The organism is Caballeronia sp. INML3B (assembly GCF_023631305.1).
Taxonomy (GTDB): domain Bacteria; phylum Pseudomonadota; class Gammaproteobacteria; order Burkholderiales; family Burkholderiaceae; genus Caballeronia; species Caballeronia turbans.
Map to the genome: position 1 here is coordinate 1 of NZ_JALQDI010000066.1, position 22,543 is coordinate 22,543.

Consider the following 22,543-nt stretch of genomic DNA (forward strand, 5'->3'; position numbering starts at 1 on the left):
GCCGGCGCGCCGATCTCGCGCGAGATGACTTGGGCCATCTCGTCGTAACGCGCGAGATACGCTTCGAGCAGACGCTGTAGCAACGCGACGCGCTCTGCCACGCGCGTCTGCGAGAACGACACGAACGCGCGCCGCGCCGCTGCCACCGCGCGGTCCACATCGCGTGCATCGCCGAGGGCGACTTCGCCGATCGTTTCTTCGGTCGATGGATCGATGACAGGCAAACGCATGCTGCCGAAAGGCTCGACCCATTCGCCGTCGATATAGAACTGCTGTAGATGTCGCATGTTTTCGAGTAGTGGCGGATCGTTCAGGAAGCGTCAGGCGGCGTGCGCGCTGTCGAAAGCAAATGCCCGCGGTCGATTTTGCGCGACGCGCTTGGACAAACCGGCATCGAGCTCGGCCGAGCGGGCCTTCTTTTGCGTGCGCTCGACGAAAGCGCTCGGCGTCATGCCGCATAGGCGCTTGAAGTGCCGCGCAAGATGACTCTGATCGAAAAAGCCGACTTCCGTCGCGACGACCGAACCCGGCACACCCGCGAGCAACAAGGTCTGCGCGCGCCGCACACGCAGCTCGCACAGGTACTTGTACGGCGACAGCCCGAATTGCTCGCGAAACACGGTCGCGAAGCGCGATACGCTCAGCGCCGAGAGATCGGCGAGTTGCGCGAGGCTCACGGTCTTGTCGAAATTGGCTTCGATATAAGCGAGCGCGTCGACGAGATTGGCTTGGCTCATGGCGAAGTCTCGGAGGTGACCGATTCGGCGTGCGTCGACGAAGCGCGCTGAAATCGTCCAATGGAAAACGATGTGAGGTCGACTGGCGTGCTGCCGCTATCGAGCAACTCGGCGAGCGTTTCGCCGACGCCCGGCCCGATCTGAAAGCCCGATCCGCTGAAACCAAACGCATAGAAAAGACCATCGGCTTTCGTGCTTGGGCCGATCACCGGCTCCGAATCCGGCAGATAGCTTTCCACGCCGCTCCATACGCGAATCACATGCAGCGGGCGCATCGCGGGCACCATGCGGCAGAACTGCGCCATCTGTGCGACCGTATTCGCGGGCAGCACGGATGCGCGCCGCGTGCCGGCATCGGCGGGACCGGGAGGGCCGCCACCCAGCACGATATTGCCGCGCGGAATCTGCCGGAAGTACACGCTCTCTTCTTTGATGGACGTGTACACGCCCATCGAAAACTGGAAGACGTAGGGCACGGGCTCGGTCACGGCCATCTGCGGACCGCGTGCGGTGAGCGGCACAGGCTCGCCGAACTGCGTCGATAGCGCATTGGCCCACGCGCCCGCGCAGATCAGCACCTGCTCCGCGCGATACACGTCGCCCGTTGCGCTTTCCACGCGAAAGCCGCCCGCTTCCTTTTCGACGCGCACCACTTCCGTGTTCTCGACGATGCGCGCACCGAGCCGCGCCGCCGCGCGGCCGAACGCGGGCGCGGCGAGACGCGGGTTCGCGTGGCCATCGAGCGGCGAGATCGATGCGGCGAGCACATCGCGGCCGAGGAACGGAAAGCGCCTGAAAAGGGCCGCGCCTTCCAGCACATCGAGATCGAGGCCATACGCGCGCGCATCAGCGGCATAGCGATGAAAGTATTCCGCGTCATGCGCGTGATAACACACACGCGTATGCCCCGACGGCAGGAACTCGACGTCCTCGCCGAGCAATTCGCGCGAACGCCGCCATGTGTCGAGCGCACGATTCGACATCGCGAGTTGTTCGAGCGCGCGGCCTTGGCGACGCACGCCGCCGAAGTTCACGCCGCTCGCCTGCTGTCCCGTCAGACCGCGTTCGAGCAGAATCACCGAACGCTTGCGTCGGCGCAGAAAGAAAGCGGTCGAGGTGCCGACGATGCCGCCGCCGATCACGATCACATCGGCGCGTTCGATCATTCACTGGTCTCCATGTCCTCGTGCGGCGCAAGCGCCATCGGTAAAGGTTTGACGGGCGCCTGCCCGCGCAGGCGCCCGACTGCTTCGAGCGGCACGCGTGCTTGCGCGGCGATCACTTCCGCGCCCGCATGCGCGCAGAACCGGCCCTGGCATCGGCCCATGCCGACACGGGAGAATGCCTTGGCGCGATTCGCTTCCTTCGCGCCCATGTCGTTCACGACGCGCCTCAGCTCGCCGGCGGTGACCGCTTCGCAGCGGCAGACGATGGTTTCGTCCGGCAGCGTGGCCGCGAATCGCGCGGGCCACGGGAATGCGGTACGCAAGCCCGCCGCGAAACGCGTGAAGCGGCTTAGTTGCGTACGCAATTTGTTTGCTTCATCTTCGTTGCAGGTCATGCCGATGTCTTTGATCGCCGCAAGCGCGGCAAGCCGTCCCGCGCGTTCAGCGGCATCCGCGCCGCGCACACGCGCGCCATCTCCCGCGAGATAGACGCCCCTTACGTTGCTGCGGCCGTCTTCATCGGCGACGGGAAGCCACTGTTGCAACGCATGATCGAAACGGAATTCGCAGCCCGCGAGATCGGCGAGTTGAGTTTCGGAGCGCAGGTGATAACCGAGCGCGACGGCATCGCATTCGACTTCGAGCATTGCGCCATCGGCAAGCGTCACGCGCACGGCTTGAACGCCACGCTCAGGTGTGCCGCGAACCTCGACCGGCGTAATGCCGCGATGAATCGGCACGCGCGCATCCTTGAGAATGCCCATCAGCGCGATGCCTTTCTTCAGCGTCGATGGAATCGCGAGCAGTTGCGGCAACGCGCGCAGACGTTGCGCAAAAGTCGATGTATCGAGCACTGCGCTCACCGTCGCGCCCGCTTTGACGTATTGCGCGGCGACGAGATAAAGCAGCGGCCCCGTGCCCATCATCACGACGCGAGAACCGATCGCGCAGCCCTGCGATTTCAGCGCAACCTGCGCGCCGCCGAGACTATAGGTTCCCGCGTGATGCCAGCCAGGCACGGGCATCACGCGATCGGCCGCGCCGCTGCAAATGATGAGCGCATCGAATGCAAGCTCGCGATGATGCGTGCCGCTCACTACATGCACCGCGTTCGGCGCTACGTTCCACACGAGCGTATCGGGCATATGGTCGATGTGCGGGCGCAATGCATCGAAGGCCTCGTGCAACGCACGCGCGCGTTGCGCCTCGGTGCCGTACAAGGTGTCATAGGTGCGCGTGAATCCTTCCGGCTGACGACGATAGATCTGCCCGCCATCGCGCCGGCTTTCGTCGATCACCACGGGACGCAAGCCGGCTTCAACGAGCGCCTGCGCCGCGCGCACGCCTGCAGGCCCCGCGCCGATCACGATCACAGTCGCGGCCATACGCCCTCCTCGGCTTGCGAGAGACGCGTGACAATGGACATGCCTTCGACCGCCGGCGTCGTGCACGCGCGCACGCGCTCGCCGGCTTCCGTCCACACCCAGCAGTCCTGGCATGCGCCCATCACGCAGAAACCCGCACGGCGTCCGTCGCCGAACTCGGAATCGCGCAAGTCTTCCTGCGAGGTGAGCAGCGCGACCATCAACGTGTCGCCTTCGGACGCGAGCGCACGTCTGCCGTCGATGACGATACCGAACGTCCTGCGCTCTTTCTCCGCGACCCTCACGAAACGTCCGCTCATGCCGTCTCCGCTTCTGTGGACTGCATGCGCGAGAGATCGCCCGCGCTGTGATGACACAAAATCTGCGCGCCCGACGGCAAGGTCTTCCTCGCTGGCGGCGTCACATTGCATTTGCCGTCGATGCGCGCCGAACAACGCGAACGGAAGCTGCACAGTTCGGGCGCATCGCTTTCCGGGCCGAGCACGGGCAACGCGCCGAGCGCCATCGCGCGGCGCGAATCGAGCCAGCCGGGACGCAGCGCGGGCACCGAGTCGATGAGCAAGCCCGTGTAAGGGTGATAAGGCGGATGCGAAAGCGCATCGCGCTGGCCCGCTTCGACGCACTGGCCCGCATAGAGCACGATTACTTCGTCGCAGATCGCGCGCACCGTCGAGATGTCGTGGCTGATGAACATGTACGACACGTGCAGTTCGCGGCGCAGTTCCGCGAGCAGATCGAGGATCGCTGCGCCGACGACGGTATCGAGCGCAGACGTCACTTCATCGCAGAGAATGAGTTCGGGATTCGCGGCGAGCGCACGCGCGAGGTTCACGCGCTGCTTCTGTCCACCCGACAAACCGCCGGGCTGACGCTTCGCAATCGATGCGGGCAGCTTCACCAGATCGAGCAGTTCGAGCATGCGCTTTTGCGCAGCCGCGCCGCGCAAGCCGTGATAGAAGTTCATCGGCCTGGCGAGGATATCGGCGATGGTGCGGCTCGGGTTCAGCGCGGTATCGGCGTTCTGAAACACTATCTGCACGCGCCGATACTGCTCCAGCGTGCGCTCCGACAGCTTCGCGGGCAAGGGCTTGCCATCGAGCAGCACGTCGCCGCGCGCACGATCGACGAGGCCCGCGATCACGCGCGCGAGCGTCGTCTTGCCCGAGCCGGATTCGCCGATCACGCCGAGCGTGCTGCCGCGCGCGATCTTCAGGCTCACGTCATCGAGCACGCGCACGGCGGGCACGCCGTTCGCATCGATACGGCCATAGCCCGCGCTCAGGTTGCGTATTTCGAGCAGCGGCACGTCGCGCGCTTCGTCGGGCATCGTGAGCTGCGCTTCCGGACGGCGCGTAGCAGCAAGCAGTTGACGCGTGTAATCGTCGGCGGGTGCATCGAGCACTTGCGCGGTCGCGCCGTTCTCGCGCACGCGGCCGCCATTCAATACGACGATGCGATCCGCCATCTGCGCGACGACCGCCAGATCGTGCGACACGTACACGGCTGTCGTGCCCAGTTCGCGCACCACGCCCTTGAATGCGGCGAGCACTTCGATCTGCGTGGTCACGTCGAGCGCGGTGGTCGGTTCGTCGAACACAACCACGGCGGGATCGGTGATCAACGCCATCGCCGCCATGAGCCGCTGCAACTGACCGCCCGACACCTGATGCGGATAACGATCGCCGATGGTCTCGGGGTCCGGCAATGCCAGCGAACGGAAGAGACCGATTGCCTTCTCACGCGCGGCGGCGGGCGTCATCAGCTTATGCAGCAGCGCGGGCTCGGTGACCTGATCGATGATCGTGCGCGCCGGATTGAAGCCCGCCGATGCGCTCTGCGCGACATACGCGACCGTTCGTGCACGCAATGCGCGACGGCCCCTGGCGTCGAGCGACAATACATCCGTATCGCCGATCTTCACCGAGCCGCCCGCAATCGCGCATCCGCCGCGCGCATAGCCGAGCAGCGCGAGCGCGATCGTCGTCTTGCCCGAACCCGACTCGCCGATCAGCGCGAGCACTTCGCCCTTCTTCACCGTGAAATCCACGCCTCTCACGATCTCGACGACCGGATCGGGCGTCACGCCCGCGACGACGCGCAAGCCTTTCACTTCGATCATGTTCGTGCTCGTTGCCGTATTCACTGAGCGCCTCCATGCGAACGCGCGCCATGACGACGCAGGCTGTCGATAAGCAGATTCACACCGACGGTCAGCGTCGCGATCGCCACCGCGGGCATCAGCACCGCGGGCGCGCCTTCCGAGAGTCCGCCGATGTTCTCGCGCACGAGCGAGCCCCAGTCCGCATTCGGCGGCTGCACGCCGAGGCCAAGGAAGCTCAGCCCCGAGAGCAGCAGCACGATGAACACGAAGCGCAGGCCGAAGTCCGCGAGCATCGGATGAATCATGTTGGGCAGCACTTCCACGCGCGCGATATAGAAGAGTTTCTCGCCGCGCGCCTTCGCCACCTGCACATATTCGAGCGTCATGATGTTCACCGCGAGCGAGCGCGAAATGCGGAATGCCCCGGGAATGTAGGCGAGCGCGGCGACCATCATCAGCATCGGAATGGATGAGCCGAACGCCGCGATCACGACGAGCGCGAGAATCTTGCTCGGGATGGAAATGAGCGCATCGAAGAGGCGGCTCAGCACTTCATCGACCCAGCGCCCCGACACGGCGGCGATGAGACCGAAGAACGTGCCGATGACGCTCGCCGCCACCGTCGATGCGAGTGCGAGACCCACCGTGTATTGCGTGCCGTAGAGAATGCGGCTCAGCATGTCGCGGCCGAGATAGTCGGTGCCGAGCAAATGCGCCGGGCTATACGAGCCGAAGACTTCCGTCGACGTGAACGCGCCGCCTTTATACGGCGCGATGACCGGCCCGATGAATGCAACCGCTAGCCAGAACACGACGATGAAAAGACCGACGAGCCCCAGCACGGAGAAGCGATCGACGAGGCGCTTCGGCATGCTGCGCTTGACGACGGGCGCCTGTTCCTGCGGCGCATCGGCGGGAGGCTGCTCGTATAGCACGGTCGTGGCGTGAGAAGAGACGTTCCGGTTCATCGTTGACGCAGCCTCGGGTTGGAGACGATCTGAGCCAGATCGGCAATGAGCACGAGCGCGAGATAGGCCGCGCAGAAGACCATCACGCAGCCCTGCACGAGCGGCATGTCGCGATTGGTGACGGCATCGACCATCAGGCTCGCGAGACCGGGATAGTTGAAGATCGATTCGACGATCACCACGCCGCCGAAGAGATACGACAGCGAAAGCGCGACCGCGTTGGCAATCGGTCCAATGGTGTTCGGCAACACATGCCGCAAGACGACACGCATGGGCGTTGCGCCCTTCAGAAAGGCCATTTCCACATACGACGCATTCAGTTGATCGAGCACGGCCGCACGCGTCATGCGCGCCATCTGCGCAACGATCACGCAGCAGAGCGTCATCACCGGCATCGCATACGTGCGCACCAGGCCGCCGAACGACGACACATCCGACAAATACGACAACGCGGGCAGCCAGCGCAGCTTCACGGCGAAGATCAGCACGGCGATGGTCGCGACGAGAAACTCGGGCACGGCGACGGTCGACAGCGTGAGCACATTGAGCACGCGATCGACGAGCGAGCCGCGATACATCGCCGATGCAATGCCGATCACGAGCGCGAGCGGCACGGACACGAGAGCGGTCAATCCCGCGAGCACGAGCGAATTCGGCAGACGCGTCGAAATCAGTTCGCTGACCGGCAGATTGTTCGACAGCGACGTGCCGAAGTTGCCCGTCATCACATGCACGAGCCATTGAACATAGCGCGTGAGCGCGGGTTGATCGAGACCGAACTGATGCCGCAGCGCCGTCACCTGCTCGGGCGTCGCCGCCTGACCGAGCGCCTGTTGCGCGGCATCGCCAGGCAACAGTCCGGTGATGCCGAACACCACCATCGACACGATCAAGAGCGTGAGCAGCGCGAGGCCGAGGCGCGCGGCGACGAGTCGTTGCGCATGAACTTTCATCGGATATCGCCTCTCGTTGAAGGGTTGACTTCGCGCGCCGCCGCTTCAAGCCGGCGCGCGTCCGCTGTCAAATCACGCTCATGCTTCGAGCCACACGTTTTCGGCGAACATCCAGCCCATCAGACCCGCGAGCGGAATGCCGCCAAGACCCTTGAGCTTCGCGCTGTGCGCATCGAGCGAGCTCTGGAACATCGGAATGCCGATGCCGCCATCCGTATGCACGAGCTCCTGCATGTCGCCGTAGATCTTCTTGCGCTTCGCTTCGTCCGGTTCGCCGCGCGCGGCGACGAGCATCTGGTCGAACTGCGCGCTCTTCCAGTTCGCTTCGTTCCACGGCGCGTCGGACTTGAAGAACTGCGTGAAGATCACATCCGCGCTCGGGCGCGCATTGATGTTGCCGAAGCCGAGCGGATGCTTCATCCAGTGGTTCGACCAGTAGCCATCGGATGGCACGCGCACGACTTGCAGATTGATGCCGGCCTGCGGCGCGACCTGCTGCATCAGCACGGCCATTTCGACGGAGCCTTCCGCCGCCGGCGATGCGTACAGCTGGATCGGCGTGTTGCCGACCTTCGCCTTCTGGAAGTGGAACTTGGCCTTGTCGGGATCGAACGCGCGTTGCGGCAGGCCCGACATGTAGTACTTGTTGCTCGGATCGATCGGCTGATCGTTGCCGATCGCGCCATAGCCGCGGAAGATCGTCTTGCGCATCTGCTCGCGGTCCATGAGATACGTCATGCCGCGACGAAAATCCGCGTTGCCCGTGATGCCGCCGTCGTCGCGCATGATGAGGTCGGTGTACTGGCCTGTCTTCGTTTCCAGCACCGCGAAACCCGGCGTGCCCTTGATGCGCTCGGTCGAACGCGCGCTCACCGCGTTGATGAGCTGCACGTCGCCGGACATGAGCGCGTTCACGCGCGCGGGTTCATCCGCGATGCCGATGAGTTCCACTTCATCCAGATGCGGCATGCCCGGCTTCCAGTACTTCTCGTTGCGTACGCCCACGGTGCGCACGCCCGGCGAGAACTCCTTCAGCTTGAACGGGCCCGTGCCGACGGCGGTCTTGAAGTCTGTCGTGCCGTCTTTGATGATGAGGAAATGCGAGTCCGCGAGAATCACGGGCAGGTCCGCGTTCGCACCCGTCAGCGTGATGGTCAGTTCGTTCGGGCCGGTCGCCTTGATCTCCTTGAACTGATCGGCGAGCGTCTTCGCCTTCGAGGCGACAGCCGGGTCTTTATGACGCATCAGCGAATAGATGACATCCTGCGGCGCGAGCGCTTTGCCGTCGTGGAACTGCACGCCGTTGCGCAGCTTCACGACCCATACGGTCGCGTCTTTCGTTTCGAGCGACTCGGCGAGCGCCATCTTCGCGCCGAGATGATTGTCGAGTTCGGTCAGGCCGCTATAGAACATGAACGCGCGGGCGTAGTCCGTGCCGAGCGCGCCCTTGGCGGGATCGAGCGTATCGGCGGCCGACGACGACTGCGTCGCCACGCGGATGCGTCCGCCCTGCTTCGGCTTGTCCTGCGCGAAAGCCGCGCCGCTTGCGCTCAGCAGCCCCGCGCCTGTCACTGACAGCAAGCCGCCCGCGGCCATCGCGCGAAGGACGTTGCGCCGCGACGCGCCGCGGCGCGTCAGTTCTTCGAGCCGTTTGCCGGCATCGGCATGGACAAGTGCTTCAGGCGATGTGTCGATGCTCATGAACTTCTCCGCGATAGGGACTGTGAATGTTCGACGGCTCTTTGATTGAATGCTGGCCGCCTGTCTTTGCTTCGATGCTTCAATAGAACACGTCTTTGATCGAGTAATACGCGCCGACGAGCGGTAAGAACCACGGCTTGCCCGTATGACCCGGAATCGCGGGCCAGTCGAAATCGCGCCACGGGTTCGCATCGGCGTGGCCGTTCATCACGTCGGCCATGATCTGGCCCATGTGCGTCGACATCTGCGTGCCGTGGCCGCTGTAGCCCATCGAGAAATAGATGCCGTCGTGCTGGCCCGCGCGCGGCAAACGATCCGCAGTGATATCGACGAGACCGCCCCAGCAATAGTCGATGCGCACGTTGGCCAGGCTCGGGAAGATCGCTGCGAGATTCGCTTGCAGAATGCGGCCGCTCTTCGCATCCGATGGGCGCTCGGATGCGGTGAAGCGTGCGCGCCCGCCGAGCAGGAGACGCGCATCGGGCGTCACGCGAAAATAGTTGTGCATCAGGCGGCTCGTCGTGTACGAACGCCGGTTCGGCAGCAGCCGTTGCAGTTGGTCCGCAGGCAGCGGCTCCGTCACGATGATGAACGAACCCACGGGCGCGAGTCTGCGCCGATACCACGAGAACGGGCCGTGCTTCGACGGGCCCGTCGCGATCAGCACCTGCTTCGCGTGCAAGGCGCCGCGCCTGGAATCGATTCGATATGCGCCGCCTTCCTTCGTGATTCCCGTGACTTCCGCGTGCTCGTAGAGACGCGCGCCTTGCCTGACCGCTGCCTGCGCAAGCCCGGCGGCGAACTTGCCCATATGCATCTGCCCGCCATGACGCTGCAGCAAGCCGCCGTAAAAGGCATCGGACTGCACTTCGTTGCGGACCTGCGCGCGATCGAGCAGATCGATGTCCGGATCGACTTCACGCCGGATCAGCTCGGCGGTCTTCGCGATATGGTCGAGATGATGCGGCTTCGCGGCGAGCTTCAGCTTGCCGGACGCGAGATAGTCGCAATCGATGTTCTCTTCGCGGATCAGACGCTCGACGGTGTCCACCGCCGCCGCATACGCGCGATAACAGCCTTGCGCCCGTTCGACGCCGAGTTGCGCGCGCAGCGCCGCATAGTCCTGCGCGACGCCCGTATTGCACTGACCGCCGTTGCGCCCCGACGCGCCGCCGCCCACGCGCCCGGCATCGAGCACGACGACGCCCGCGCCGCGCCTGCCCAACGCGAGCGCCGCCGACAAGCCCGTGAACCCGCCGCCGATCACGGCGACATCGGCCTGGCCATCGGCCGGGCCTTCGCACGTCGGGATCATCGCGGGCGCGGTGTCGAGCCAGTAGGAGTCGAGTTTCATCGGCATTGCTCGCGTGGAAGTGGCTTTCTTTACAGACCGAGTTGCGTGGCGAGATCGCCGATGGTGTCCACTTCGTAATACTCGTAGTACGGCGTGCCCGGCTCATGGCCGCGCTTCACGAACGCCTTGTGCTTGATGCCCATGTCGTGCGCGGTCATCAGGTCGTAACGCAGGCTCGACGACACATGCAGCACGTCCTCCGGATTGCAGTTCAACTGATCGAACATGTATTCGAAGCCCTGCATGCGCGGCTTGTACGATTGCGCCTGCTGCGCCGTGAATACGCGATGGAACGGCGCGCCGAGCTTGTCGACGTTGCTCTGGATCTGATCGTTCGATGCGTTCGACAGAATCACGAGCTTGTACTTCGTAGCGAGCCGCGAGAGGCCTTCCGGCACGTCCGGATGCGGGCCCCAGGTCGGCACGGCGAGGTAAAACTTTTCGGCTTCCGCTTCATCGAATGCGACGTTCGTGCGTTCGCACGTGCGGCGCACGGAGTTGACGATCACGTCGCGATACGGCTTCCACGCGCCGAGCACTTCGTCGCGGCGATAGCCCGCGAAGAACTTCACGAATTGTTCGAGGTCGTCGCCTTGCAGGCGGTCGCCGTACATCTCGCGGGCCATATCGGCCATGCGGAATTTCGTCAGCGTGCCGTAGCAGTCGAACGTGATGTACTTCGGCTCGAAATCGATCATGGTGTCAATCCTGTCGTGTGATGAACCCGTCCGGAGTTCAGTGGTGAAAACAAGAAACAGCGATGTGTTGATGAAAATTTAAACAGTGCAAAAATGACTGATGGCGTCGAATGCGTGCCTCGCGGCGACATAAGTCATGCGTTTTGAGGCATCGCCACAGCAGAAAATGCGGCGCCTTTTTTGCACGATCGTGCATGTCTTGTGCGCCTCATCCTTCCGTATCGATGAGCACGCTCTTGAAGCGCAGATTCGCTTCATAAGCCTGCCGTCCGAGGTCCTTGCCGATACCCGAGCGCTTGTAGCCGCCGGTCGGAAGCACGAAGTCGCTCGTGCGGCCATAGCGGTTCACCCAGACGGTGCCCGCCTCGATGCCGCGCACCATCCGCAAAGCCCGCCCGATGTCCGCCGTATGCACGCCCGCGGCGAGACCGTATTTAGGATGCGCCGCGAGTTCGAGCGCTTCTTCTTCCGTATCGAAAGACTGCACGGTGAGCACGGGGCCGAAGATTTCGCTGCGCACGGCGTCGTTGTCCTGCGTGACATCGCATAACAAGGTCGGCGCGTAGAACGCGCCCGGCGTCGCCGCATCCGCGCGCTTTGCGCCGCAACGCAAGGTCGCGCCGCCCGCGATGCTGCGTTGAACGATCGCGTCGATACGTAGCGCCTGCGGCTCGGAGATGATCGGCGGCAGCGTCGTGCCCGCGGCCCACGTCGCGCCGGCTTTGAGTTCGCCGAATGCCTGCGCGATGCGATCGGTCAGCTCGCCGGCGATTGCGCGCTGCACGAGAAGCCGCGAACCCGCAACGCACACTTGTCCGGCATTGCCCGTGATCGCGCCGGCAATGCGCCGCGCTACATCATCGATGCGCGGTGCATCCGCGAACACGATCTGCGGACTTTTGCCGCCCAGTTCCAGCGTGACCGGCTTCGTGCCGGTTTCGGCGCATGCGGCCATGATCGCGGCGCCGGTGCGTGTCGATCCCGTGAACGTCACTTTGCCGATGCGCGGATGACGCACGAGCGCGTCGCCGGTCGTGCGGCCATCGCCCTGAACGACGTTGAAGATGCCCGGCGGCACGCCCGCTTCCAGTGCGAGCTCGGCGAGACGCAGCGTGGAAAACGGCGTCATCTCCGAAGGCTTCAGCACCACCGCGTTGCCCGCCGCGAGCGCGGGCGCGGCCTTCCAGATGCCCATCACGAGCGGAAAGTTCCACGGCGCGATCGCGCCGATCACGCCGTAAGGCTCCGCTATCGTCATGCCCAGATGCCGATGATCGGTCGCCGCGACATCGCCGCCGATCTTGTCGGCAAGCTCCGCATAGAAGCGGATGCTTTCGGCGGTGAACGGCACGTCCCAGTGGTACGCATCTCGCACGGGGCGCGTCGAGCCGAGCGCTTCGAGCGGCGCGAGTGTGGCGGCATCGGCGGCGACGAGATCGGCGAATTTGCGCAATACTCGCGCTCGCTCGCGCGGCGCGCGGCGTGCCCAGTCGCTCTTCTTGAACGCGCTGAACGCGTTCTGCACGGCGTAGTCGATCATCGCGTCATCGGCGACAGGCACCGATGCATACGCGACGCCATCCGATGGCCGCGCGACCTCGATGCGCGACGCGCCCGCATCGATCAATTCGCCGCCGATGAAATGCCCGCTCCTGATGACGATGCTGGCAGGATCGAACCGGTCCATATGCGTGAGTCCTCTTCCGTGATGCTGCGTTGACATGGCTTCATCGTAGGACCGGAGCACCGGCATATTTCGCCGACAAAATTGCCGATACAGCACAGCATGCGCGTTCTTGCGGCGATAACCCGTGGTTTTGCGTTGCACCACATGCGCCGGTCCATGCACCATGCGTGACAGGAAGATCGTCCTAGCCACGCGCGCGCTGCGGTGTCAAAGTTGCGATAAATGTATTCAAGGTCAGGAGGCCGGCGTGCCCGACTCGAGCAATAACAATGTGGTCGAATACCGGGCTTTCACGCTCGACGATATTCCCGCGGCGCACGCGCTGTCGGCCTCCGTCAAATGGCGGCATCGCGCGGACGACTGGCGCTTCGCGGCGCGTCTCGGCGACGGCCTCGCCGCCGTCGATCCGGCGGGCGCGCTCGTCGGCACGGCGCTCGCCTTTCCGTTCGGCGCGAACGCCGCGACGCTCGGCATGTTCATCGTGTCGCCGGAACATCAACGGCAGGGCATCGGACGCGCGCTGCTCGACCGGCTGACGGCGAAGCTCGGCTCGCGCACGCTCCTGATTCACGCATCGAACGAAGGCAGGCCGCTGTGCGAGCAACGGGGCTTCACGCGCATCGACACGATTCAACAGCATCAGGGTGCGGCGTTTCAACCGCCGCTGGTTTCGCTGCCGCCCGGCGAGCGGCTGCGTCCGATCGGCGCGAAGGACACGCCGCGTCTCGCCGAACTGGCATCGCGCGCGAGCGGGCTGGACCGCTCGGCGCTGCTTCCGCAACTGCTCGATGTCGCGAGCGGCATCGCGCTCGATCGCGACGGCGAGCTGATCGGATTCGCGCTCTTCCGGCGTTTCGGCGACGGACATGTGATCGGTCCGGTGATCGCACCCGAATCGCCGGATCAGAGCCGCGCCAAGGCGTTGATCAGTTACTGGCTCGCGCTGAACGCGGGCATGTTCGTGCGCGTCGATACGCCCTTGCGATACGGGCTTTCCTCGTGGCTCGAAGGGCTCGGGCTGCCGCTCGTCGATACCATCGAGCAGATGGCGTTGAACGGCGTGCCCGCCGCCGATGCCACGCTCACGCAGTTCGCGCTGACGAGTCAGGCGGTGTGGTAGTCGCGTGCGCGCAGACATCGGCGGAAGCGGCTTTCACGCCTTGTCCAGCCACGCGAACTCCGCGAACCGATAGCCCATCACGCGCCCCGAAGGCGTGCCCTTCAATCCGCGCAAGGTCGAGCTCTGTGCGTCGATGAAGTTGATGAATGCGGGAATCACGAGACTGTTCTTCTCGTAGATGATCGTCTGCATGTCGCCGTACATCTGCTTGCGCTTCGCTTCGTCGCGCTCGCGGCGCGCCTGGGTCAGCAACTGATCGAACTGCTCGTTCTTCCATCCCGACTCGTTCCAGTTCGCATTCGAGCGGAAGAACTGCGTGTACAGCAGGTCGAGCGTCGGGCGCGGCAGGATGGAGCCGTAGGTCATCGGATACTTCATCCAGTACGTCGTCCAGTAACCGTCGGCGGGCACGCGGCGCACGTTGATATCGACGCCCGCCTGCTTCGCGGCCTGCTGAATCATCATGGCGGAGTCGAGCGCGGTTTCGACCGATGGCGGCGCGATGATCTCCGCACGCGCGCCTGGCGTGCCGGCCTTCTTGAAGTGGAACTGCGCCTTGTCCGGATCGAACGTGCGCTGCGGCAATCCCTTCATGAAGTACGGATGCCACTCCGGCACCGGATGATCGTTCGCAAGCGTGCCGTGGCCGCGCAGCATCACGTTCACGATGCGCTGCCGGTCGTGCAGATACTTGACGCCCTCGTTGAAGTCCGCGCTCTTCGTCGGCAGCATGTCCTGCCGCAAGGCGAGGTCCGAGTAAAGCTGCGACGGACTTTCGAGCACCGTCACCTTGCCTGTCTGCTTGACGCGATCGACATCGCGCGCGGGCAGCGGCGAGATGAGCTGCACGTCGCCCGCGAGCAGCGCATTGGTGCGCGCCGCGTCGTCGCCGATGCCGATGATCTCCACTTCGTCGAGATACGGGCGCCCCGGCTTCCAGAAGTTCGGGTTGCGCGCGCCGATGCAGCGCTGCGCCGGCGTGAACTCCTTGCACGTGAACGGGCCCGTGCCGTTCCCTTTGGAGAAGTCCGTCGTATTCGCGGCGACGATCACCAGATGCGGAATCGCGAGCAGCGCGGGAAGGTCGACGTTCGGCTCGGTCAACGTGATCTCGACCTTCAGCGGCCCCGCCGCCTTGACCGAGCTGATGCCATCGACGATCGACTTCGCCTTCGATGCCGTCGCCGGATCCTTGTGGCGCATCAGCGAAAAAACGACATCGTCGGATGTGAAGGGCTTGCCGTCGTGGAAATGCACGTTGGGCCGAAGCGTGACGGTCCATTTCACGAAGTCGTCGGATTCGAGCTTTTCCGCGAGCGCGTTCTGCGTCTTGAAGTCGGCGTCGAGTTCGGTGAGGCCGCTATAGAACATGTACGCGCGTGAATAGTCGCCGGTATGCGTGCCCTTCGCGGGATCGAGCGAATCCATGAGCGACTGGTTCGCCAGCGCCACGCGGATGCGTCCGCCGCGTTGCGGCGCGGGCTGCGTCGCGGCGAACGCGAGTGACGATGCGCCCGGCAGGATGAGCGTCGCCGCGCCCGCGGCGGCCAGCGTCTTCATCGCCTTGCGGCGGCCAGGATCGGCGACTACGAGTTCCTTCGGCAATATCATGGTCAGCCTCGCTCGGTCATGTCGTTATGCGGATGGTATGGCGGATACGATGCAACCGGCCTTCACAGCGCGAGGCATAGCCTGCAGGCGTCGTAGATGGCCGTGTGAATGTCGCGCGACGCGCTCGCGTCGCCAATGCGGTAAAGATGGAACTGTCCTTCTTCGCCCTTCTGCACTTCGGGCTGCGGCTTGCCCGTGGCGAACGCTTCGAGATCGGTGTAGCCGTCGTTGACGGAATACATGCGCGTCGCCTCGAACAGATCATCGACTGCGAGCATGCCGCGCTCGACGACGACATGATCCGCTTCCATCTCCACGAGATCATTCGTCAGGTGATGACGGAACACGGCCCGGCGCTTGCCGGTATCGGACGTGCTCACTTCGATGAGCTCGATGTTCGTGCGCACGGGCACGTCCCAGCGCGCGATATTGCGCATCCAGACCTGATCGTCGCCGCGGCCGCCGGTTTCCTGCGCCGGCATGCTGTCGATGAGCGCGAGCGATACATCGAGGCCCGCATCGACATAACGCTCCGCGCACAGATAAGCGTTGTGGCGGCCGGTGCCGTCGTACACGAGCACGCTGCCTTCGCGCGGCGGCGTGTCCGTGAGCGCGTCGAAGACCGACTTGCACAGCTCGCCGCCCGGCAGCGCATCGAGATTGGGCAGACCGCCCGTCGCGATGATGACGACATCCGCGCCATGATCGAGCACGTCGCTCAGTTCGGCGTAGTGGTTATAGCGCACGTCTACGCCGAGCTTTTCGATCTGCGCCACGCGCCAGTCCACGATGCCGATGAGGTCGCGCCGCCAGCTTCCCGTCGCCGCCAGCAGCATCTGTCCGCCCGCCGTCGAGTTCGCTTCGAGCACGGTGACGTGATGGCCGCGCGTCGCGCAGATGCGCGCAGCTTCGAGACCCGCCGGTCCCGCGCCTACGATGAGCACGCGCTTCTTCCGCGCGGCTTCGGGTATGTCATGCGTGAGATAGGTCTCGCGCGACGTCGCCGGATTATGGATGCACGTCGCGCGGAAGTTGCGGCAAAACGATGCGCCGACGCACGGCCGCGCCTCGTCCTCCTTGCCCGCTGCGACGAGCTTCACGAGATGCGGCTCCGCGATATGCGCGCGCGTCATGCCGACCATGTCGAGCAGGCCTTCGCGGATCGCGTAGCGCGCGGTGGCGAGATCGGCGATCTTCGCTGCATGAAACACGGGCAGATCGACTGCGCGCTTGAATGCGGCGGCTTTCGGCAGCCACGGCGCGGACGGCACGAACATCCCCGGCATGGAATTGACCGCGAGCGACATCTTCGTGTCCATGCGCCCGAACGTGACGTTGAAGAAGTCGAAAAGGCCCGTGCCTTGCAGAATGCGCGACATCTCCAGCCCTTCCTCGAAGCTGCATCCGTCTTCGAGCGCGAAGCGAAAGCCGACGATGAAATCATCGCCCACCTGCTTGCGAATCTCCTCGTGAACCTCAATCGCGAAGCGCACGCGATTCGCCGTCGAGCCGCCGTATTTGTCGGTGCGCAGGTTCACGGTCGGGTCCATGAACTGGCCGATGAGATGACCGCCCGCATGCGATTCGATGCCGTCGAGGCCGCCATCGCGGCAGCGCTTCGCCGCGAGGCCGAAATCGCGGATCACGCGTTTGATGTCCGCGTCGTGGATTGCTTGCGGCATGGCGCGGTGCAGCGTTTCACGCACGGCCGATGGAGCGATCATCGGCAGCCACGGCTCCGTGTACGCATCGCCGCGCCGCCCGAGATGCGTGATCTGGCACATGAGCGCCGCGCCGTGCGTGTGGATGCGATCGGAAAAGCGCCGCAGATGCGGCACCACGGCGTCGGTTCCGACGTTGATCTGCTGGAACGTGTTCGGACTGTCGAGGCTGACGTTCGACGACCCGCCGAACATCGTCAGCGCGATACCCCCTTTCGCCTTTTCCTCGTGATACCGTTGATAGACCTCCTGCGGGAATTCGTCGCGCGTCAGACGGCTTGCGTGACTCGTGCTCATCACACGATTTTTGAACACGAGATGCCTGAGTGCGAATGGCTGAAGCAACGGGTCCGACGAAGCAGTAGTCATGGCCTGCCAGATGAAGTGAGCGTCGGACTCAAGGTAAGGAGGTCAATATGCGCCGTCAAATTACAAATCGATGCATGCCCCATAACATGGTGTTGTATGAGTCTGCGACTTCCCTCGCTTCAGGCACTGGTCGTTTTCGAAACATCCGCGCGGCTGCTGAGCTTCACCAAGGCCGCCGGCGAACTCAACGTAACGCCCGTCGCGGTGAGCCGCATGGTGGCGCGGCTTGAAGACGCGCTCGGCTTCAGGCTCTTCGAGCGCACGAAGCTAGGGCTAACCCTGACCGATCGCGGTGCAACATTGCAGCACGCCGTGGCTTCCGGCTTCGGGCAGATCGGCGACACCATCGAGGAGCTCAAGCGCGACCACGCGCAAGGCGAGATCGTCACGCTATCGCTCGCAAGCGGTTTCGCCGCGTTATGGCTCCTGCCCCGATACGCCGAGTTTCGCCGTGCGTTTCCTTCCGTCAATCTGCGCTTGCAGGTGATGGCGGGACGGTTGTATGGACCGCTCGAAGATGCGGACCTCGGCATCCGGCTGCATGGTCCGGGTTCGGACAAGGACCCGCTTCTGCTGTGTCCGGAGATCATCGTGCCCGTCTGTAGTTCGAACTATCTGGCGCAGTTCGGTCCGCTCGATGCACCGAAGAGCATCGACGGTCACGCCTACATTCATCTCGACGTGACCACGCTCTCATGGGCTGATTTTCATCGGGCGACGGGACTCTCGGAGAAAGGCATCGGCGAAGCGGTGCATCACACCGACCCGGGACTTGCCGTGCAATGCGCGATGCTCGGCCAGGGCGTCGTGCTCGGCTGGCTGCTCGCGGTCGCGGCGCCGCTCAACGAGGGCAAGGTCATTCCCGCGTGGGATCGCTATATCGAAACGGGCTCCAATTACGTGCTCGAATTTCGCTCGTCGAATCCGTCGGAGAGCACGCGCGCGGTGGCGCGGTGGCTCATCGACGAGATGAAGAAGGAACTCGACGACGCGCGGCGCGTGCTGGCTTTGTTGAAAGCGGTGCCCAAGCACCGCGTCGATCATGCGAGCACGCTTTGAGCGTCGTCATGACGCCGCTGCCGACGCGCGCTCGCGCTGCCAGCAGCGCAGGCCGAAGAGCGGCACGACGCCATAAGCGTGATCGAGCATGTCCGACAGCAGGCTTTCGTATCGCTCCCAACGTATCTCGTCGATAAACACGCAAATCTCCAGCGCGACGATGGGCGCCGTCGACTGCACCTGGCGAATCACGAGCGGCATGTCACGGCGCACGGCCGGATGCTCACGGAAATATCCGCTGAGATAGAGCCTGTACAAGCCGAGGTTCGTGCGGCGCTCGCCTTCGGGCATCGCGAGCGGTCGTTCGAATGATTCGCGCAGCCGCGCGAGCAAGGCATCGTCGGGGAAGCGGATGGTATCCACATCGAAGTGAATCGCGTGCCGCAGGCGCCGCCCGCCGGACGCGATCATGCCGCGCCAGTTCTTCACGCTGTTGGTCAGGAGAAGCTGGCTCGGCAGCATGACGACCGTGTTGTCGAAGTTGCGCACCTTGATCGTGTTCAGCGCGATGTCGATCACGATGCCATCGGCGACGAATCCCGGCACTTCGATCCAGTCGCCCACGCGCAGCATGTCGTAGGCCGCGAGCTGAATGCTGGCGACGAAGCCGAGGAGCGAGTCGCGAAAGATGATGATGAGCAGCGCCGTGACGGCCGAGAGACCGGTGAGCAGATAAACCGGCGAACGCTCCAGCAGCAACGACACCACCGCGATCAGCGCGACCAGATATACGACGATGGTCGCGATTTGCAGAAAGCTCTTGATCGGCCGTTCGCTCGCGGAAGGAAAGTGGCTGTATCGCTCGTCGATGCTGTCGCGCAACGCGAGCGCCGCGCGCACGAGCGTATAGACCATGTAGCAGGCTGCAAGGATGGCCAGCGGGTGGCCGAGCGCAGGAATGACCGGGAACGAGAGGCCGGAGAGCAACGGCGCCGACGCATAGATGATTGCCGCGGGCACGAGCGGCGCGAGCCGGTGAAACACGCGATGACGCTCCGCCGCGATCAGCCACTTGCGCCCTTCCTTGCGTGCGAGCCGGCCGACGATCAGGAGCATGATCGAGCGCGTCACGTAGTAGCAGATCACGCTCGCCAGCAGGATCGCCAGTAGCAGGGCGGCCACCAGCAGTGTCGCGACGAGCCAGCTCTCGGTGGCGACGTGGACTTGCCAGTCCGGTCCGACTTCGAAACGCAAGGTGTTGCCGAACATGGACGCTCCCGATGTGGGCGAAGCGAAATGATTATTCAGGCGAATCGGACGTGGCACTTGCTCCGCTGGCTATTGTAGTAGCGTCGTCTTGATCATCGGGTGCCCATGTGACGCACGAAGGTACTTCGCATCTGCGGATTTTCCCGCTAGAATTCGGTCCCCTTTGCCCAGGTGGCGGAATTGGTAGACGCACTATCTTGAGGGGGTAGCGCCGCGAGGCGTGCGGGTTCGAGTCCCGCCCTGGGCACCAGTCGCATCGGCGACGACTTCCGTTTTCTTCTGTTCCTTGCGTCCCGAACGTGCCTTGTGCATCTCCGGCGGCGCAGTCAGGCCCGCTACAGCCGCCCCCGACTGCATCAGAAACTCCCTGAATGCATTGGCGACCTGAGGCAGGCGCCGCTCCGACATATGCACCACATGCCACGCCCGCTCGATCGGCGTAGATGGCACGGGCAGCGTCGCGAGCAAGCCCGCCTGCATCTCGAGCGCGCACGCGTGCAGCGAAAGAAACGCGACGCCGAGTCCCGCTTCGACGAGCTGCTTGATCGCCTCGTTGCTCGATAGCTCCGATGCGGCATGCAGCTTCAATCCCGCTTCCTTGAAAAGCCCTTCGATCGCGACACGCGTGCCCGAGCCGCGCTCCCGGACGAGCAGATTCGCCGATTCGACATCGGTCAGGCTCAGGCGCCTGGCGTGCATGAGCGGATGCGACGGCGCGGCGACGAACGCCATCGGATGCTTCGCGAATGCCGCCGCGTTCGTGCGCAATTCGCGCGGCTGACGTCCCATGATCGCGAGATCGATTTCATTCGTCGCGAGCATGCGCACGATGTCATCGCGATTGCCGATGCGGAACTGCAGCTTCACGCCGGGCCGGTCTTTCGTGAAGCGCACGAGCAGCGGCGGCACGAGATACTCCGCCGTCGTGATCGCGCCGATGCGCAGCGTGCCGCCCAGCTCGCCGCGCAGCGCCGCCACTTCTTCGCCGGCTTCATTCCACAGGCTCAGAATCTCGTTCGCATAACGCGCCATCACTTCGCCCGCGGCCGTCAACTGCACCTCGCGCCCTACCCTGCGCAAGAGCGGGGTGCCGGCCGCCTCGCCCAGCAGCGAAATCTGCAGCGACACCGCCGGCTGGGTGAGATGCAGTTCGTCGGCGGCGCCCGAGATGCTGCCCACGCGCGCAACGGTCTGCAGCGTGCGCAACTGGCGGAAAGTCGTCGTCTTTAACATTAGTGAAAACTTATGAGTCGGCGATAATTACTCAATGGCGCAAATGTTTTCGCGACCTTATATTTTTTCCAACGAGGTCGTCAAGCATCCACAGCACTCCCGGGAGGTCCATGATGTTGAATCCGTATGCGCAACAGCAGGTCGATTCGCCCCATCGCATCGTCGTCGTGGGCGGCGGGGCCGCCGGGCTGGAGCTCGCGACGCGTCTGGGCAATGGCGTCGGCAAGCGGCGCCGCGCCGAAGTGATCCTCATCGACCGTTTCCCGACACACTTCTGGAAGCCGCTTCTGCACGAAGTCGCATCAGGCCAGATCGACGCGTCGAGCCATCAGATCGATTACGCCGCGCATGCGAAGTGGAATCACTTCCGCTTCGAGCAGGGCGCGCTCGCGAGCATCGATCGCGGCCGCCGCGAGATCGTCATCGACGAGACGACCGATATCGACGGACGTCCGCTCCTGCCGAAGCGAACGCTCGCATTCGATACGCTCGTGCTCGCGCTCGGCAGCGTGACGAACTTCTTCTCGATTCCGGGCGCCGAACGGCACGCATTGACGCTTGAGACGGTGGAGCAGGCAGAGACGTTCAGGCGGCGTCTGCTGTCGAGCCTGCTGCGCTCGAGTCACGCGCGGCAAGCGACGCCCGGCGCGAGCGCGACACCTGTTTCGGTGACGGTGATCGGCGGCGGCGCGACCGGCGTCGAACTGGCCGCCGCGCTGCGTGGCTCGGCCGAAATGTTGCGCGACTATCACCTCGCCTCGCTCGATCCGGCGCGTGACATCCGCATTCGCCTGCTGGAAGGCGCGCCGCGCGTGCTGCCCGCGCTGCCCGAGCGCATTTCGGCGCGCGCCCAGGACGTGCTCGCCGGGCTCGGCGTCGAGGTTCGGCTGGGCTGCCGTGTGCGCGCGGTCGATGCGAATGCCGTTTCAACCGTGGACGGCGAAACGCTCGCCAGCGACATCACGATCTGGGCCGCGGGCGTGGAAGGGCCGCCCGTGCTGCGCACGCTCGAAGGACTGCCGTTGAACAGGCTCGGGCAGGTCATCGTCGATGCAACGCTGCAGGTCGAACCCGGCTCGGGCATCTACGCGATGGGCGACTGCGCCGCGTGCGCCGCATCGAAAGGCGACGCGCTCGTGCCGCCGCGCGCGCAGGCCGCCTGGCAGCAGGCCGTCTATCTCGCCGATGCGCTCGCGCGCCGCCTCGACGATTGCGCCGTGCCGCTTTTCTCCTATCGCGATCAAGGCACGCTCATTTCCTTCGGACGCGCGGGCGCGGCCGGCGCGCTGATGAGCGAGTTGCTGCGGCAGCCGCTTTTCATCGACGGATGGTTCGCGGCGTCGTGCTACCGGCATCTGTATCGCCGGCACATCATGGGTCTCACGGGTGTCAAGCGAGCCGTGATGTATGCCGCGAGCCAATGGCTGCGCGAACGCGTGCGGCCCACGGTGAAGCTGAACTGAGGCGGCGA

The 22,543-nt window shown here is 64.3% G+C and carries 18 protein-coding genes, 1 tRNA gene and 1 pseudogene; 4 read left to right on the forward strand and 16 right to left on the reverse strand.

All coding sequences use genetic code 11. The annotated features are described in order from the left end of the window. The 12 genes from NCS58_RS27785 to NCS58_RS27840 form a co-directional block, all read right to left on the reverse strand. Window positions 1-287, reverse strand: a 287-nt coding sequence (locus NCS58_RS27785; protein ID WP_143756433.1) for an aldehyde dehydrogenase family protein, incomplete at its 3' end; no start/stop codon positions are given. A 33-nt stretch (window positions 288-320) separates the two neighbouring features. Further along, entirely contained in the window at window positions 321-737 is a 417-nt protein-coding gene (locus NCS58_RS27790) for a helix-turn-helix domain-containing protein (RefSeq protein ID WP_061121224.1), read from the reverse strand. Continuing rightward, window positions 734-1,903 carry an FAD-binding oxidoreductase gene (locus tag NCS58_RS27795; protein ID WP_061121223.1) on the reverse strand — a complete coding sequence of 390 codons (1,170 nt, stop codon included), beginning with the start codon at window positions 1,901-1,903 and terminating at the stop codon, window positions 734-736. Before NCS58_RS27795 ends, NCS58_RS27790 begins: the two co-directional genes overlap by 4 nt. Next, a complete protein-coding gene (locus NCS58_RS27800) occupies window positions 1,900-3,288 on the reverse strand; it encodes an NAD(P)/FAD-dependent oxidoreductase (RefSeq protein ID WP_061121222.1) in 1,389 nt (462 codons plus the stop codon). Before NCS58_RS27800 ends, NCS58_RS27795 begins: the two co-directional genes overlap by 4 nt. Then, a complete protein-coding gene (locus tag NCS58_RS27805; protein ID WP_061121221.1) occupies window positions 3,273-3,587 on the reverse strand; it encodes a (2Fe-2S)-binding protein in 315 nt (104 codons plus the stop codon). The genes NCS58_RS27800 and NCS58_RS27805 overlap by 16 nt, the downstream gene beginning before the upstream one ends. Continuing rightward, window positions 3,584-5,407 carry an ABC transporter ATP-binding protein gene (locus NCS58_RS27810; protein WP_061121233.1) on the reverse strand — a complete coding sequence of 608 codons (1,824 nt, stop codon included), beginning with the start codon at window positions 5,405-5,407 and terminating at the stop codon, window positions 3,584-3,586. Before NCS58_RS27810 ends, NCS58_RS27805 begins: the two co-directional genes overlap by 4 nt. A gap of 20 nt (window positions 5,408-5,427) precedes the next feature. After that, window positions 5,428-6,357, reverse strand: coding sequence for an ABC transporter permease (locus NCS58_RS27815; protein WP_061121220.1), 930 nt, complete (start codon window positions 6,355-6,357; stop codon window positions 5,428-5,430). Then, the gene (locus NCS58_RS27820) at window positions 6,354-7,310 is read right to left on the reverse strand and encodes an ABC transporter permease (protein WP_061121219.1); all 957 of its coding nucleotides are present in this window, start codon (window positions 7,308-7,310) and stop codon (window positions 6,354-6,356) included. Before NCS58_RS27820 ends, NCS58_RS27815 begins: the two co-directional genes overlap by 4 nt. 78 nt (window positions 7,311-7,388) lie before the next feature. Next, entirely contained in the window at window positions 7,389-9,011 is a 1,623-nt protein-coding gene (locus tag NCS58_RS27825; protein ID WP_061121218.1) for an ABC transporter substrate-binding protein, read from the reverse strand. Between the two features lie 79 nt (window positions 9,012-9,090). Beyond that, complete coding sequence (locus NCS58_RS27830) at window positions 9,091-10,365, reverse strand: FAD-binding oxidoreductase (RefSeq protein WP_061121232.1); 1,275 nt, start codon at window positions 10,363-10,365, stop codon at window positions 9,091-9,093. 29 nt (window positions 10,366-10,394) lie between these two features. Beyond that, window positions 10,395-11,063 (reverse strand): haloacid dehalogenase type II, encoded by a 669-nt coding sequence (locus tag NCS58_RS27835; RefSeq protein WP_061121217.1) that lies wholly within the window; start codon window positions 11,061-11,063, stop codon window positions 10,395-10,397. A 208-nt stretch (window positions 11,064-11,271) separates the two neighbouring features. After that, window positions 11,272-12,750: an aldehyde dehydrogenase gene (locus NCS58_RS27840; protein WP_061121231.1), complete on the reverse strand. Its 1,479-nt coding sequence runs from the start codon at window positions 12,748-12,750 to the stop codon at window positions 11,272-11,274. 247 nt (window positions 12,751-12,997) lie between these two features. Between NCS58_RS27840 and NCS58_RS27845 the strand changes: the two genes are divergently transcribed. Beyond that, entirely contained in the window at window positions 12,998-13,870 is an 873-nt protein-coding gene (locus NCS58_RS27845; RefSeq protein WP_250478038.1) for a GNAT family N-acetyltransferase, read from the forward strand. Between the two features lie 33 nt (window positions 13,871-13,903). Here the strand turns inward: NCS58_RS27845 and NCS58_RS27850 are convergent, their stop codons facing one another. Together NCS58_RS27850 and NCS58_RS27855 are read right to left on the reverse strand one after the other, a co-directional pair. Then, window positions 13,904-15,481: an ABC transporter substrate-binding protein gene (locus NCS58_RS27850; protein WP_061121215.1), complete on the reverse strand. Its 1,578-nt coding sequence runs from the start codon at window positions 15,479-15,481 to the stop codon at window positions 13,904-13,906. 62 nt (window positions 15,482-15,543) lie between these two features. Next, window positions 15,544-17,571, reverse strand: a complete 2,028-nt coding sequence (locus NCS58_RS27855; RefSeq protein WP_061121214.1) for an FAD-dependent oxidoreductase — start codon at window positions 17,569-17,571, stop codon at window positions 15,544-15,546. A gap of 96 nt (window positions 17,572-17,667) precedes the next feature. Here NCS58_RS27855 and NCS58_RS27860 point away from each other — a divergent pair, with 96 nt between their 5' ends. Then, window positions 17,668-18,630, forward strand: a complete 963-nt coding sequence (locus tag NCS58_RS27860; RefSeq protein WP_061121213.1) for a LysR family transcriptional regulator — start codon at window positions 17,668-17,670, stop codon at window positions 18,628-18,630. A 6-nt stretch (window positions 18,631-18,636) separates the two neighbouring features. On the opposite strand, the gene NCS58_RS27865 is transcribed toward NCS58_RS27860, so the two are convergent. After that, window positions 18,637-19,839: a mechanosensitive ion channel family protein gene (locus tag NCS58_RS27865; protein ID WP_061121212.1), complete on the reverse strand. Its 1,203-nt coding sequence runs from the start codon at window positions 19,837-19,839 to the stop codon at window positions 18,637-18,639. A 165-nt stretch (window positions 19,840-20,004) separates the two neighbouring features. Here NCS58_RS27865 and NCS58_RS27870 point away from each other — a divergent pair. Next, a tRNA-Leu gene (locus tag NCS58_RS27870) sits at window positions 20,005-20,089 on the forward strand. A gap of 47 nt (window positions 20,090-20,136) precedes the next feature. Here the strand turns inward: NCS58_RS27870 and NCS58_RS27875 are convergent. Then, a pseudogene (locus NCS58_RS27875) lies at window positions 20,137-21,072 on the reverse strand (LysR family transcriptional regulator); the annotation flags it as partial. Between the two features lie 110 nt (window positions 21,073-21,182). On the opposite strand from NCS58_RS27875, the gene NCS58_RS27880 reads away from it, so the two are divergent. Further along, entirely contained in the window at window positions 21,183-22,535 is a 1,353-nt protein-coding gene (locus NCS58_RS27880) for an NAD(P)/FAD-dependent oxidoreductase (protein ID WP_061121211.1), read from the forward strand. Window positions 22,536-22,543 lie beyond the last annotated feature (8 nt).